Source organism: Arthrobacter sp. 10T413_2 (genome assembly GCF_056394205.1).
The window spans coordinates 1-12,925 of record NZ_JBFTHK010000118.1 but is presented as its reverse complement, the minus strand read 5'-3'; the positions used below and the strand labels follow the sequence as shown (position 1 = coordinate 12,925).

Annotated in this window: 12 protein-coding genes; 3 read left to right on the top strand and 9 right to left on the bottom strand. The window is 65.4% G+C overall.

Annotated elements, in window-relative coordinates:
* Positions 1 to 79: 79 nt before the first annotated feature.
* The gene (locus tag AC1DBQ_RS16555) at positions 80 to 373 is read right to left on the bottom strand and encodes an HPr family phosphocarrier protein (RefSeq protein WP_476929544.1); all 294 of its coding nucleotides are present in this window, start codon (positions 371 to 373) and stop codon (positions 80 to 82) included.
* Between the two features lie 247 nt (positions 374 to 620).
* Between AC1DBQ_RS16555 and AC1DBQ_RS16550 the strand changes: the two genes are divergently transcribed.
* Positions 621 to 1,412 (top strand): GntR family transcriptional regulator, encoded by a 792-nt coding sequence (locus AC1DBQ_RS16550; RefSeq protein ID WP_091251645.1) that lies wholly within the window; start codon positions 621 to 623, stop codon positions 1,410 to 1,412.
* Between the two features lie 78 nt (positions 1,413 to 1,490).
* On the opposite strand, the gene qcrB is transcribed toward AC1DBQ_RS16550, so the two are convergent.
* The 4 genes from qcrB to ctaE all read right to left on the bottom strand — a co-directional run bounded on the left by qcrB (position 1,491) and on the right by ctaE (position 5,872).
* Positions 1,491 to 3,170, bottom strand: a complete 1,680-nt coding sequence (qcrB, locus tag AC1DBQ_RS16545) for a cytochrome bc1 complex cytochrome b subunit (protein WP_476929543.1) — start codon at positions 3,168 to 3,170, stop codon at positions 1,491 to 1,493.
* Positions 3,148 to 4,221: a cytochrome bc1 complex Rieske iron-sulfur subunit gene (gene qcrA / locus AC1DBQ_RS16540; protein WP_091251641.1), complete on the bottom strand. Its 1,074-nt coding sequence runs from the start codon at positions 4,219 to 4,221 to the stop codon at positions 3,148 to 3,150. The genes qcrB and qcrA overlap by 23 nt, the downstream gene beginning before the upstream one ends.
* Before the next feature lie 100 nt (positions 4,222 to 4,321).
* Entirely contained in the window at positions 4,322 to 5,110 is a 789-nt protein-coding gene (qcrC, locus tag AC1DBQ_RS16535; protein ID WP_476929542.1) for a cytochrome bc1 complex diheme cytochrome c subunit, read from the bottom strand.
* 87 nt (positions 5,111 to 5,197) lie between these two features.
* The gene (ctaE, locus tag AC1DBQ_RS16530; protein WP_302846579.1) at positions 5,198 to 5,872 is read right to left on the bottom strand and encodes an aa3-type cytochrome oxidase subunit III; all 675 of its coding nucleotides are present in this window, start codon (positions 5,870 to 5,872) and stop codon (positions 5,198 to 5,200) included.
* A gap of 112 nt (positions 5,873 to 5,984) precedes the next feature.
* Here ctaE and trpD point away from each other — a divergent pair, with 112 nt between their 5' ends.
* Positions 5,985 to 7,046: an anthranilate phosphoribosyltransferase gene (gene trpD, locus AC1DBQ_RS16525; RefSeq protein ID WP_476929541.1), complete on the top strand. Its 1,062-nt coding sequence runs from the start codon at positions 5,985 to 5,987 to the stop codon at positions 7,044 to 7,046.
* Positions 7,047 to 7,196: 150 nt separating this feature from the next.
* On the opposite strand, the gene AC1DBQ_RS16520 is transcribed toward trpD, so the two are convergent.
* Together AC1DBQ_RS16520 and AC1DBQ_RS16515 are read right to left on the bottom strand one after the other, a co-directional pair.
* Positions 7,197 to 7,478 (bottom strand): Lrp/AsnC family transcriptional regulator, encoded by a 282-nt coding sequence (locus tag AC1DBQ_RS16520; protein ID WP_091251634.1) that lies wholly within the window; start codon positions 7,476 to 7,478, stop codon positions 7,197 to 7,199.
* Between the two features lie 88 nt (positions 7,479 to 7,566).
* Positions 7,567 to 8,010 (bottom strand): DUF3054 domain-containing protein, encoded by a 444-nt coding sequence (locus AC1DBQ_RS16515; RefSeq protein ID WP_476929540.1) that lies wholly within the window; start codon positions 8,008 to 8,010, stop codon positions 7,567 to 7,569.
* 142 nt (positions 8,011 to 8,152) lie between these two features.
* Between AC1DBQ_RS16515 and AC1DBQ_RS16510 the strand changes: the two genes are divergently transcribed.
* Complete coding sequence (locus AC1DBQ_RS16510; RefSeq protein ID WP_161958273.1) at positions 8,153 to 8,308, top strand: hypothetical protein; 156 nt, start codon at positions 8,153 to 8,155, stop codon at positions 8,306 to 8,308.
* Between the two features lie 26 nt (positions 8,309 to 8,334).
* Here AC1DBQ_RS16510 and AC1DBQ_RS16505 read toward each other — a convergent pair whose 3' ends face one another.
* Both AC1DBQ_RS16505 and AC1DBQ_RS16500 read right to left on the bottom strand, forming a co-directional pair.
* Positions 8,335 to 9,864: a hypothetical protein gene (locus AC1DBQ_RS16505; RefSeq protein WP_476929539.1), complete on the bottom strand. Its 1,530-nt coding sequence runs from the start codon at positions 9,862 to 9,864 to the stop codon at positions 8,335 to 8,337.
* A 48-nt stretch (positions 9,865 to 9,912) separates the two neighbouring features.
* Positions 9,913 to 12,681, bottom strand: coding sequence for an MGH1-like glycoside hydrolase domain-containing protein (locus AC1DBQ_RS16500; RefSeq protein WP_476929538.1), 2,769 nt, complete (start codon positions 12,679 to 12,681; stop codon positions 9,913 to 9,915).
* Positions 12,682 to 12,925 lie beyond the last annotated feature (244 nt).

The window sequence follows — 12,925 nt, the reverse complement described above, 5'->3', positions numbered from 1 at the left end:
GACAGGGTTCAGAGAGCGGTCTGCAGGCGGGCGGATGGTCCGAGTCCGCACCGCGAACCGGGAACGCCGCGCAGGGGATTCAGGCGGCGGCCGCCGATTCCAGGACGATCCGGAGCTCCTCGAGTGCGTTCTCTGCCTCCGCGAGGGTGAATCGATCCGGGAGGGCGTCCGCCGCGACGGCAAGCTCGACTTCACAGCCGCACGCGAAGTCCTCGGTCATGACCTCCAGCAGCGAGCGGGCATCCACGCCCGGCCTGCCGTCCTTGCTGATGGTCACCGGAAGCCCGGTGGCGGTCACGGCGCGGACAAATACCGCCGCGGGACGGGCGTGGAGGCCGATGGCGGCCGTGACGATTGCCTTAAGAACTGGCAACGGGACTCCCTTGTGCTGGTGCAGGTTCTGCTCGTGATGGTCTGGCGGACGCGCGCATCCGGACGGGGAACCAGTCCGGAGTGACGGGCCCGCGTTTCCCGGTGCCGGTCCGTATCTTCAAGGGTAGTCGCGGGGGAGCGGCGGGGACCAACTGCGACGGCCGGGTGGTCTAGACCTGCCGGGCTGCGGGCTTACCCTTGATACATGACTGTTTTTCCCACGCCGGGACCCGCTGCGAGGCTGCATCATGGCGTCTTCTAACGCGTCCGCGATGGTTGGCGACATTGATCGGCAGAGCGGCATCCCGATTTACGTCCAGCTCCGTGAAATCCTTCGTGCGCACATCGCAGCGGCCTGCCCGCCGGGTTCGGCGCTGCCGTCTGAACGTGACCTCGCCGAGCGGTTCGGACTCGCCCGGATGACCGTCCGCCAGGCTATCGATGCGCTCGTGGGTGAGGAAGTGATTGAACGCGTCGTGGGGCTGGGAACGTTCGTGCGCAAACCCAAACTCGACCTCCAGGTCAAACTGACCTCGTACAGCGAGGAGATGCAGCGGCGCGGCATGGTGCCGGCGGCCAAGGTCCTGAGCTTCGAGCAGATCGGCGCCAGCGCCTTCCTGGCCCGCGAGCTGCAACTAGAGGAGGGCACGCCTCTGGTCCGGTTCCGGCGGCTGCTGCTGGCCGACAACGAGCCCATGAGCGTGGACGAGAACTTCATCCCGGCCCACCGGGTCCCGGGGCTGCTGGACGAGGCACCGCCCACGTCCCTCTACAACGTGCTGAGCGAACGCTACGGGCTGGTCATGGAATGGGGAGAGGACATGATCGAGGCGACGGCCGCGTCGCCGTCGACGGCCAGGCTCCTGAACGTGGAGGTCGGCACGCCGCTGCTGAAGATCCAGCGGCATGCGTTTGTGGCCCGCGCGATGGTGGACTATTCCGTGTCCTACTACCGGGCCGACCGGTACAAGCTCTGGGTGCCCCTGCAGCGCCCCGGCGTCCGGCCCACCCGCAACTACGCCTCGGGCTACCGCCCGTAGCCGCAGCAGCCAGCCAGATGCAGAAAGGCCCGGTCCCAAGGGGGACCGGGCCTTTCTGTTAGTGCTGCTTGGTGCTGCCTAGTGGCTCAGCGTCTTCTGTGAAGCTGCTGCCTCGACGGCCTCGTGGCTGCCGTGGTGGCCGTGTGCGGCTTCCAGCTCGGCCGGCGTGACCGGGGCAACCCGGTCCTCGAAGAACCAGCGGGAGAGCTTGGCGCGGCGGTTTTCCTTGCGGTCGACGACGCCGTGTTCGTTCGGCACCGCAGGCAGCGGGGCCGGTGACTCGAAGCCGACCAGCTTGTAGCGCTTGTACTCGTCCAGCGGGGCGTGAACCTCGATGAACTCACCGTGCGGCAGGCGCACGATGCGTCCGGTTTCACGGCCGTGCAGGGCAATCTCACGGTCCTTGCGCTGCAACGCCAGGGCGACGCGCTTCGTCACGAGGAACGCGATCACCGGGCCGATGAAGAACAGGGCGCGCAGCCAGTAGGTCACATCGTTCAGGGCCACGTGGAAGTGGGTGGCGATGAGGTCCGAGCCTGCGGCGGCCCACATCACGCAGTACCAGACGAAGCCGGCCATGCCGATTGCCGTACGGGTGGGAGCGTTGCGGGGACGGTCCAGGACGTGGTGCTCGCGGTTGTCCTTCGTGATCCAGCGTTCGATCCACGGGTAGGTGAACATCACGGTGAACAGGATGCCGGCCGGGACGAGCGCCGGCAGGAGGACGTTGAAGGTGAAGACGTGGCCGAACCACACCTGCTCGACCTTCCAGTCGCCGATCGTGCCCGGCATCAGGCGCAGGGCGCCGTCAACGAAGCCGATGTACCAGTCAGGCTGCGTGCCTGCCGACACCGGTGAGGGGTCGTACGGGCCGTAGTTCCAGATCGGGTTGATGGTGAAGAACGCCGCCATGATCGCGACCACACCGAACACGATGAAGAAGAAGCCGCCGGCCTTCGCCGCGTAAACCGGACCCAGGGGGTAGCCGACGACGTTGCCGTCGTTGCGGCCCGGGCCGGGGTACTGCGTGTGCTTGTGCACAACCACCATGAAGAGGTGCATCACGATCATCAGCAGGATGAGCGCGGGGACCAGGAGGATGTGCAGCATGTACAGGCGGCTGATGATCATGGTGCCGGGGAACTCGCCGCCGAAGAGGAAGAACGAGGTGTAGGTGCCGATGACCGGGATGGACTTGATGACGCCGTCGATGATGCGCAGGCCGTTGCCGGAGAGCAGGTCATCGGGGAGCGAGTAGCCGGTGAAGCCGGCAGCCATGGACAGGATGAGCAGGACGCCGCCCACCACCCAGTTCAGTTCGCGGGGCTTGCGGAAAGCGCCGGTGAAGAACACGCGGAGCATGTGCACGGACACGGAGGCGACGAACAGCAGTGCGGACCAGTGGTGTACCTGGCGCATGAACAGACCGCCGCGGACATCGAAGGAGATGTTCAGGGACGAGCTGTACGCCACGGACATTTCAACGTTCTTCAGCGGCGTGTACGAGCCCGCGTAGTGCGTCTCCGCCATGGACGGATCGAAGAAGAACGTCAGGAACGTGCCCGAGAGGAGCAAGATGACGAAGGAGTACAGTGCCACTTCGCCAAACATGAATGACCAGTGGTCAGGGAAGACCTTCCGGCCGAATTCGCGGAGGATTCCGGAGCCGCCAACACGCTGGTCGACGAAGTCGGTGATGCGGCCGCCTGTGGTCTTGGCGACGAAGACAGGGGCATCAGGCGTTGTTGTTGAGGACATGCTGCTCACGCTCCCAGTAGCTCGGTCCGACGGGTTCATGGAAGTCGCTCGTGGCGACCAAGTAGCCCTCGGCGTCGACTGCGATAGGCAGCTGGGGGAGAGGACGGCTGGCCGGGCCGAAGATAACCTTGCACTGTTGGGTCAGGTCGAAGGTTGACTGGTGGCACGGGCACAGCAGGTGGTGGGTCTGCTGCTCGTACAAGGCAACAGGGCAACCAACGTGGGTGCAGATCTTGGAGTAAGCCACAATCCCGTTGTAGGCCCAGTTTTCACGGCCGGGGGAAGGGTGGAGCTCGTTCGGGTCCAGGCGCATGAGCAGAACGACGGCCTTGGCCTTTTCGTTCAGCTTGCCTTCACTCAGTTCGTTCAGCCCTTCCGGGATGACGTGGAAAGCAGATCCGATGGTGACGTCTGCGGCCTTGATGGGAGTGCCATCGGGGTCACGGGCAAGGCGTTTCAGCTTGCCGTCCGGCGCCGGCGCCCACAGCGTGTGCGCCAGCGCGAAGTCCGGCCGGGGGCCGAGGTCACCGAAGATGGCCAATGCCGGCAGGGGCGCGAGTGCGACCGCGCCGAGCAGGGTGTTGCGGATCAGCGGCCGGCGCTTGATGCCGGTTTCCTCGACAATGTCATCGACAATGCGGACGGCAGCCTGGCGGTCTTCCTCGGTGCGGATCGCGTGGCGCTCTTCCGAGACCTCGTGGTCCGGCATCAGGGCCTTGGCCCAGTGGACGATGCCGGTGCCGATGCCCAGCATCGCGAACGCGGTGCCGATGCCCAGCAGGGCATTCTGGAGTCGGATCGTGGCGATCGAGGAATCGTTCCCCAGATCGATCGCGAAGTACGACACCAGGAATATCAGGGTGCCAACGACCGAGGTGCCGAACAGAAGGGCTACCTGCCGTTCTGCTTTCTTTGCGGCCCTCGGGTCCGTGTCAGCCAGGCGCAAACGGTGCGGGGGAATTCCAGGATCCTGGAACTTCTCCACCTCATTCTGACCAGCCGTAGCTACGGTGCCCGAGTGGTTCGGACTGCCGTCACTATGGTTGCCCATAATTCGCCTCATCCTTCTCTCGTCTCGGCCTATGCCGAGTTAGGTTTCAATTCAAACTGCTGACGGGTCAGCAGAAAATTCTTACAGGTGCAAGGTCCGCTTAGGAGGTGCGGGATGTGAGCCAGATCGTGAACGCGATGATGACGCCCAAACCGGCGATCCAGACAAAGAGACCTTCGGAAACCGGCCCCAAAGCTCCAAGATCGGCGCCGCCGGGCGAGCCGTTGGATTCAATCTGCTTCAGGTAGGTGATGATGTCGCGCTTCCCCTCGGGGGAGATGTTCGCGTCATTGAATACCGGCATGTTCTGGGGGCCGGTGACCATGGCTTCGTAGATGTGCTGTCCGGAGACACCCGAGAGCGCCGGGGCGAACTTGCCCCGGGTCAGGGCGCCGCCGGCAGCGGCGGCGTTGTGGCACATGGCGCAGTTGGTGCGGAAGAGTTCCCCACCCTTGGCGGCGTCGCCCTTCTCATCGAGCACACCCGCTTCGGGGATGGCCGGGCCGGGGCCGAGCGAGGCAACGTAAGCAGCGAGCTGCTTGGTCTGTTCCTCGTTGAACTGGTTGGGCTTCTTCTGGGCCTGCGGGCCGTTCATCTGCATGGGCATGCGGCCGGTGCCGACCTGGAAGTCAACAGCGGCGGCGCCGACGCCTACAAGCGACGGTCCGGACTGAGAGCCGCTGGCACCCATGCCGTGGCAGGTGGCGCAGTTGGCGGCGAAGAGCTTGCCGCCTTCCTCTACGTCGCTTGCGCTGTAGGTGGTGGTGTCGGCCTTGGCCTGGTTGACGGTGGTGGCAACGGCGTACAGCCCACCCGTGACCAAGAGGCCCATCAGCAGCAGGGCAATTGCTGCCAGTGGGTGACGTCGCTTCTGCGAGAGTGCCTTCACGTGGTGGTTCCTTTATTCGATCCTGCGGTGGCTCCTGGAGCCGCTTCTTGAAATTCTGCCTCTTGTAGAAAAAGAGTCAAGTCAGGGCTACTTGAGGACGTAGATGACCAGGAAGAGGCCAATCCAGACGACGTCCACGAAGTGCCAGTAGTACGAGGTGACAATCGCCGAGGTTGCTTCAAAGTGGCCGAACTTCTTCGCGGCGAAGGAGCGGCCCATGATGAGCAGGAAGGCAATCAGGCCGCCGATGACGTGCAGGCCGTGGAAGCCCGTCGTTATATAGAAGGCGGAACCGTAGGCGTTGGAGGACAGCGAGACGTGCTCGGAAACGAGCATGGAGTACTCGGTCGTCTGGCCGGCAACGAAGAAGGCACCCATGAGGAACGTGAGGATGAACCATCCATTCATCCCCCAGCGGGTGAAGCTAAAGACTCCGCCGGTCCGGCGCGGCTGGAGCCGCTCCGCAGCGAAGACGCCCATCTGGCAAGTAAAGGAACTTGCCACAAGGACGATCGTGTTAACGAGCGCAAAGGGGAAGTTGAGCTTGGCTGTCTCTTCAGCCCACATCAGTCCGGAGGTCGAACGGAGTGTGAAGTACATGGCGAAGAGACCGGCGAAGAACATCAACTCACTGGACAGCCACACAACGGTTCCAACAGAAACCATGTTCGGGCGGTTCAGCGTCGGGTGCGCCGGGGTACTGGGGGCATGGGTCGCAGATGTCACATAGACATTATGTCTATAAAAGTCCGTCCTGCCCAACGCAAACCGCCATTTCGGAGGACTTTTTCTACAAAGACGCGAATTCGCGCGGAAAAGTTCCCGGAGGGGTTCACATTGGTCTTTGCGGGGCCGACCTCGATAGCATCTGGAGGTGACTTCTCAGGCATCCGCACAGGCGGCAGGCAACACCTGGCCGCGGCTCATCAACGCACTCATCGGCGGCGCTGACCTTACCGCCGGGAGCACCGAGTGGGCCATGAACTCGATCATGTCGGGCGAGGCCACGCCGGTCCAGGTGGCCGGTTTCCTGGTGGCCCTGCGGTCCAAAGGCGAGACCGTTGATGAAGTTGCCGGCCTCGTGGAAGCCATGGTGGCCAACGCCAACCCCATTGACATCGCCGGCGAGAAGCTGGACATCGTCGGCACCGGCGGCGATCAGCAGAACACCGTCAACATCTCGACGATGGCCGCGCTGATCTGTGCCGGCGCCGGCGCGAAGGTGGTCAAACACGGCAACCGGGCGTCGTCGTCGTCGTCGGGATCCGCCGATGTCCTGGAGGCGCTCGGCGTCCGGCTGGATCTGCCGATTCCCCGCGTGGCGCTCAACGCCGAAGAAGCCGGGATCACCTTTTGCTTCGCCCAGGTGTTCCACCCCTCGATGCGGCATGCCGCCGTCGCCCGCCGGGAACTCGGCGTCCCGACCGCGTTCAACTTCCTGGGCCCGATGATCAACCCGGCACATGTCCAGGCCTCGGCCGTGGGGGTCGCCAATGAGCGGATGGCCCCCCTCGTGGCCGGCGTGCTGGCCAAGCGGGGGAGCCGGGGCCTGGTGTTCCGCGGCAATGACGGCCTGGATGAACTGACCACCACGGGCCCGTCCCGGGTGTGGGAGATCCGCAACGGCGAGGTTAAGGAAGAGACATTTGATCCGCGGGAGCTCGGCATCCGGCAGGCGACGCTGGAGGAGCTGCGCGGCGGCGACGCTGCGGCCAATGCCGCCGTCGTCCGTGCTGTCCTCGCCGGCGCGCCGGGGCCGGCCCGCGACGCGGCGCTGCTCAACGCCGCCGCCGGCCTCGTGGCGTTCGACCTCGACGCCGCCGGTCCTCTCGCGGAGCGCATGGCGGCTGCGCTGAAGCGGGCCGAGGAATCCATTGAGTCCGGGGCGGCCTCCGCGGTGTTGGACCGGTGGGTCGCGTTGTCGCAGGCTGCCTGAGCCTGGACCGCCGAACCTCAGACCGCTGAACCCTGGCCGCTGAACCCTGACCGACGGCGCGTGCCGCGGCGTTAGCCAGACCTATGGACAAGGGGCGGGGCCGGCAGAATCTGCCGGCCCCGCCCTGACGTTCGCGCTACTTGGTGCCGGCTACTGTTCGAACCCGAGGGCGAAGGCCGCGTCGAGGTCGTGCTGGGAGTAAGCGCGGAAGGCGATCTGCGTCGTGGTGTGCACCACGCCCGGAACCTTGGAGAGTTTGTCCGCAATGACTTCGGCGAGGTCTTCATGCTTGGCGACCCGGGCAATGGCGATCAGGTCCCATTCGCCGGTCACCGAATAGACCTCGCTGATGCCCGTGATGGCGGAGATTTCCTCAGCGGTCTCCGGGATGCGTGAAGCGTCTGTCTTGATCAGGACGAATGCGGTGACCACGTGTGAGCCTTTCCGGATCGGTTGCGCCGTTTGCGGGCCTGTCGGCGGCCCGTGTGCGGGCCCTGCCATCTTCTGCAAGCCTAGTGCATCAGGCCTGCCGGCGGCGTGAACGCAGCCGCCGCACGCCGGCTGCCACAAGGCGGTAACCCAGGAGGAAAACCCCGAGGCTCAGCAGGGCCACGATGATGAACGGCAGCACCACCGTCTGCCCGGTGACGGCGCGCAGGATCATCCCGACGCCGACGGTTCCGAGCCAGACGCCGACGCCGGCCGGCCACAGCCGCAGGGGGTCGCGCCACAGCCGGAGGACGAGCCATGCAAGTGCCGCGCCCGCCAGGAACGGCCACGCGGTGGCAAAGACGCCCGTGATGATGTCACCCCGCTGGTGCGCGTCGCGGCCAATCGCCGCGAAGAGCAGAATCAGGAAGGCATCGGCGCAGGCGGCCAAGGCGGCCGTCTGCCCGGGCCGGAGGCCGGGTTTGGTGGCATCGTGGACTGACGGGCGGGGGGATTGCGGGCTTGGAGAAGGCATACCTACAAGCGTAGCCTCGCCGCTCCGGCGTCGTGTCCGGCCGTGGAAAGCCTCGCCATGCGCAAAAAGGCCTATAACGGCGCATAATGCCCGGACGGCGTGGCCCCCGGGTCCCGTGCCGGTCCGCGCTTATGATCGTGGCATGAGTACCGACGCCGTCCCGGACGCGATCGTCCCGGTGCAGCTGGATCCCCAGCTGGACGGCCAGCTGAGCATCAACGACATCCTGCTCGAACTCGGCGAGGCTCCCGTCGTGCATCCCTCGCCTGACGCGGCCAGCGAACGGCACTTCTTCTAGGGCCGCCGTTGTGTCGGACTTTGCCGTCAGCCGTGGTCAGGGCTTTCCGGCGATGGGTCGAGGCGGAGCAAATGCCATTGCCATGCGTCCAGCCTGACGAACAGCCCGTCGGCCAGATCGTCGCCGGCGCGGTCGAACCGCATGTCCCGGGTCGGGTCGGTCAACTGCCACCGGTGTCCACGCAGGTCCGGCCACGGCGCGTTCACGCGACCTGTTGAGGGCGCATCGCTCAGATTCACGACGATCAGCCACCGGGTGGCGCCTTCCCAGCTCCAGGCGACGAGGTTTTCGAAGCTGTTGTCGCCCGGCCACCCCGCCCGTTCACACAATTGCCAGTGCCCGGCCCGAAAGGTCGGGTCGGCGACAACTGCCAGGAGCCGGCGGTAGAAGGCCGCGAGCTCGTCATCGGCCGGCTCGGCAGGGAAACGACCGAGGAACACCGGAAGGCGTACCCGCCGCCCCAACAGTTGGCCGTGGTGAATCAGCCGTGCCCCGGTCTGGGTCAGTGCCGCCACCGCCGCCGCCTGTGTCCGGCCGCCGCCGAACGCAGCCGCGGCCCGTGGCTCGTCGTGATTCTCCACGAACCGGACGAGGGCATTCTGATACGTTGGCTCCGCCAGCAGGTGGAGCCGCACCTCCTCGGCGCTGCCGCGGAGAAGGCGGTCATACAAGCGCTTGTCGTAGCAGTAGTCGAAGCCCTGCTGCATCAGGGACCACTCAAGATCCCAATAGGCTTCGGCGAGGAACACGAAACCGGGGTGGGATTCGCGGACGGCGGTGATCACCGTAGGCCAGTATTCTGCGCTCGGTGCGGGCCCGACCCGGGCGCCCCAGGTGCGGGCGAAAACGTCGTTCATGACCAGCATCGCCATGTCGCAACGCACCCCGTCGCACTGATCGGCGATCGATCTGACTGTCTCCACTGCCGCCGATCGTAGGGCGGGGTCGAAGGCATTGAGCTGGACGACGTCCGGCCACGCCGGGAAGTAGGGGTCCCGTCCGTTGGCGAGCACCCGGCCGCCCACCTCGACGAAGGACGTTGGATCCCGGTCCCGATCCGCCGCGGTTCCCGGTACGAAGAGCTCGGGTGTTCCCGTGGTCCACGGATGATCCGGGGCGACATGGTTGGGCACGAAGTCCAGAATCAAGCGGAGGCCTCGCACGGCGAGGGCCTTCCGGGCGGCGGAAAGCCCGGCGGGGCCGCCCAGGCGGTCATCGGCCACATAGTCCCTGACGCAGTACGGCGACCCGACAACGTCCTCGGCACGCCAATCGGGAAGAGCGGCCTGGAAATCGGACCGCAGGGCTGGATTTGCCAGTGCGATCGCGATTCCGGCGGGGCTGCGACGCCACACTCCCATCAACCAGACCCAATCGAAGCCCATGCCGGCAATCTCGTCCCAGTGCCGTGGCGGGACGGAGCCAAGATCGATCGGTTTGTTTTCTTCCACGCTGAGTGATTCGAGCCATGCCCATGTGTTGATCTCGTAGATAAAGGGGTGGGCCACCGGTGGCGTCAGGCCCGGTGGCCGCTCCGGCGCTGGCATCCCGTCCATCACAGCTCCCTCGCCGATCGTGATTCTCCTGAGACGGACAGCCGCCACTCAATCTTGTTGGACATGGTTTCCGTGGTCCGTTTCCTGCGGTCCTGTCGTGGTGGTGGGGCCCGGGGTGTCCCCGAACACCAGCCGGTGGCTATGGTGGGGCGGGTCCAGAAGGAGGTCCGCGACCAGCGCGGACCACCCGGTCTGGTGCATGGCGCCGAGTCCGGCCCCGTTGTCGCCGTGGAAGTACTCGTAGAACAGCAGGTTGTCCTTCCACGCGGGATCGTTCTGCAACAGGTCCACGCCACCATAGACCGGTCTGCGTCCGTCAGGCCCGGGGAGCCAAATGCTCACCAGGCGATCGGCGAGGTCACCGGCAATCTCCCGCAGGGTCAGGTGGTGACCGGAACGGGTGGGGTATTCGACGGTGAACTCGGGACCGAAGAACTGGTCGTACTGCAGCAGGGCCCGGATGATGAGGTAGTTGACGGGCAGCCACACAGGTCCCCGCCAGTTGGAATTGCCGCCGTACATGGCGGTCCGCGACTCGGCTGGTTCGTACTGGATTGCAGCGGTGGGCAGTCCCGGAACCGTGTAGGGCGTGTTGTGGCGCTTGGAGAGCGATCGCAGGCCGTGGGGAGACAGGAATGCCTCCTCGTCGAACAAGGTACCGAATAGCCGGGCGAGCTTGTCCATCGGGAGGACCGACAGCAGCGTCCGCCGGGACTCCCCGGAGCCACGGACCTGCCAATCGAGGATCTCGTGCCGCTCGGTCTGTTCCAACCGGCTGGCGAACCGCTTCCGCAGCCGGCGGTTCCGGTCCGTGTCCTGGGTGGGGAGCGCGACCGCGGGAAGCGCCGGGATCAACCCGACGAGGGTCTGCACCCTAATCGGAAAGCTGTTCCCGGACGGGTCGGTGAGCCGGTCATAGAAGAAGCCGTCGTCGGTGTTATAGCAGCCTGAATCCTCCAGCGCGTCCATGATCAGTACGGTCTGTTCCAGGAATTTCACCACCATGTCCTCATAGACGTCGTCGTATTCGGCGAGTTTGGTGGCCAGGGTGAGCATGGCCACGGAGTAGTACGCCATCCACGCGGTGCCGTCGGCCTGGTCCAGCTTGAAGCCCGGGGGCAGGTGGGATCGGTCGATTGGGCTGATGTTGTCCAAACCCAAAAAGCCGCCGCCGAACAGGTTGTTGCCGTCGGGGTCCTGCCGGTTGAGCCACCAGGTGAAATTCAGCAGCAGCTTGTTGAACACCCGTTTCAGGAAGTGCAGGTCGGTGCCGCCGTCGATGACGAACACCCGGATGGCGGCCAGCGCATGGACGGGGGGATTGACATCGTCGAAGTTCCACTCGTAGGAGGGCAGCGCACCGTTCGGATGCTGGAACCACTCCCGAAGGAGCACCAACAGCTGGTATTTGGCGAACGCGGGATCCAGGTGCGCCCAGGTGATGGAGTGAAACGCCAGATCCCAGGCGGCGAACCACGGGTACTCCCACGGGTCGGGCATGGCAAGCACGTCGAACGAGTCCAGGTGCCGCCACCCCGTGTTCCGGCCGTTACGATGCCCGGCCGGCGGCGCCGGCTGGGTGGGGTCGCCATCCAACCACCGGTTGACCCGATACGGGTACATTTGCTTGCTCCAGATCAGCCCTGCGCAGGACTGGCGCATCACCTGCATCGGTTCGGCACCGATCTCAGCGGGGGCGATCGCCGTGTAGAACTCGTCCGCGTCCCGCTCCCGGGCTGTCATGACGTCATCGAAGTACGAGTCGGACCAGCCGGCCGGGGGTGTGGCCTGGCCGGGGAACGGCCGGTGCAGCCGCAGCCGCAGCTCGACCCGGCCGCCGCCCGGCACGGTCACCTGATACCACCAGGATGCCTTGGTGCCCCGATGTTGCGGATTTACGGTGTCTGCGCCGGAGACCACGTGGTCGTTGATGCCGTCCTTCGGATAGGCGGTGACCGGAGCCGACCCGAACAGGCGGGCCGTGTTCGTCTCGTTGTCACAGAACAACGCCTGTGGCCGGACGCCCTCCCTGGTGGGAGCGGCGTCGAGCCGGTAGCCGGCCAGTCGCGGGTGTTCGACCGCGACCCCGTCCCCGTCGAGGAACAACGACGGCGCCTCGCCGCTCGAGACCCGCCACGTGTTGCGGAACCACATGGTGGGCAACACCGAAATCGCAGCTTCCTCGGATGAATGGTTTTCGAGGGTGATGCGGGCAAGTACCTCGGTCGGTGAGGCCTTCGCGTATGCGACATCCACGGACCAGTACCGACCCCCGTCGAAGGCACCGGTATCCAGCAACTCGAACTCGGGTTCGTCCCGGGAACGACGGGCGTTCTCCTCAACCAGCTGCTGATAGGGAAACGCTGCCTGGGGGTAGTGATACCGCCACCGCAGCCATGCATGGCTGGGCAACGCGTCCGGGTACCACCAGTATTCTTTGACGTCCTCCCCGTGGTTGCCTTGCGGACCGGTCAGCCCGAACATCCGCTCCTTCAGGATAGGATCGGCCCCGTTCCACAGCGCCAACCCCAAGCACAGGTCATGGTGAATGTCGGACAGCCCTGCCATACCGTCCTCGTTCCATCGGAACGCACGGGACCGGGCATGATCATGCGGAAAATAATCCCACGCGTCACCGCTGTCGCTGTAGTCCTCCCGAACCGTGCCCCAGGCCCGCTCCGACAGGTAGGGCCCCCACTCGTACCAGGGATTCGCCTCGAACAGGGCATCCTCCGCCGCACCCGTGGCCTCAGCCAGCCGGGCATGCTCAGCGGTCACAATTCGAGGTGCCGCGGGCGGCGTGGTGTCGTCGGTCATGAGGTCCTCCCAGGAAGTGGTGACGCCCAAATCTCTCAAGACATGCCCGGATCGCGGCCCAAGACCTGGTCACCGTCGACCCTCAATGACGCCATCTACCGCGCCGGGTATGCCCATTTGGGCTGATGCTATCAGGTGCTATCAGGCGGCGCGCCGCCGTCGCTGCTACGGAACAATAATTCATCGTTCGTTCAGCTCGTCGAGTCCGGTCCGACTGGACGAGGACCGACGTCGCTCACTGGAG

Excerpts from the sequence above, each read along its gene's own strand:
- AC1DBQ_RS16550 (WP_091251645.1), top strand. The coding sequence starts at position 621 with ATGGCGTCTTCTAACGCGTCCGCGATGGTTGGCGACATTGATCGGCAG.
- qcrB (WP_476929543.1), bottom strand. The coding sequence starts at position 3,170 with ATGTCCTCAACAACAACGCCTGATGCCCCTGTCTTCGTCGCCAAGACC.
- qcrA (WP_091251641.1), bottom strand. The coding sequence starts at position 4,221 with ATGGGCAACCATAGTGACGGCAGTCCGAACCACTCGGGCACCGTAGCT.
- AC1DBQ_RS16515 (WP_476929540.1), bottom strand. The coding sequence starts at position 8,010 with ATGCCTTCTCCAAGCCCGCAATCCCCCCGCCCGTCAGTCCACGATGCC.
- AC1DBQ_RS16510 (WP_161958273.1), top strand. The coding sequence starts at position 8,153 with ATGAGTACCGACGCCGTCCCGGACGCGATCGTCCCGGTGCAGCTGGAT.
- AC1DBQ_RS16505 (WP_476929539.1), bottom strand. The coding sequence starts at position 9,864 with ATGGACGGGATGCCAGCGCCGGAGCGGCCACCGGGCCTGACGCCACCG.
- AC1DBQ_RS16500 (WP_476929538.1), bottom strand. The coding sequence starts at position 12,681 with ATGACCGACGACACCACGCCGCCCGCGGCACCTCGAATTGTGACCGCT.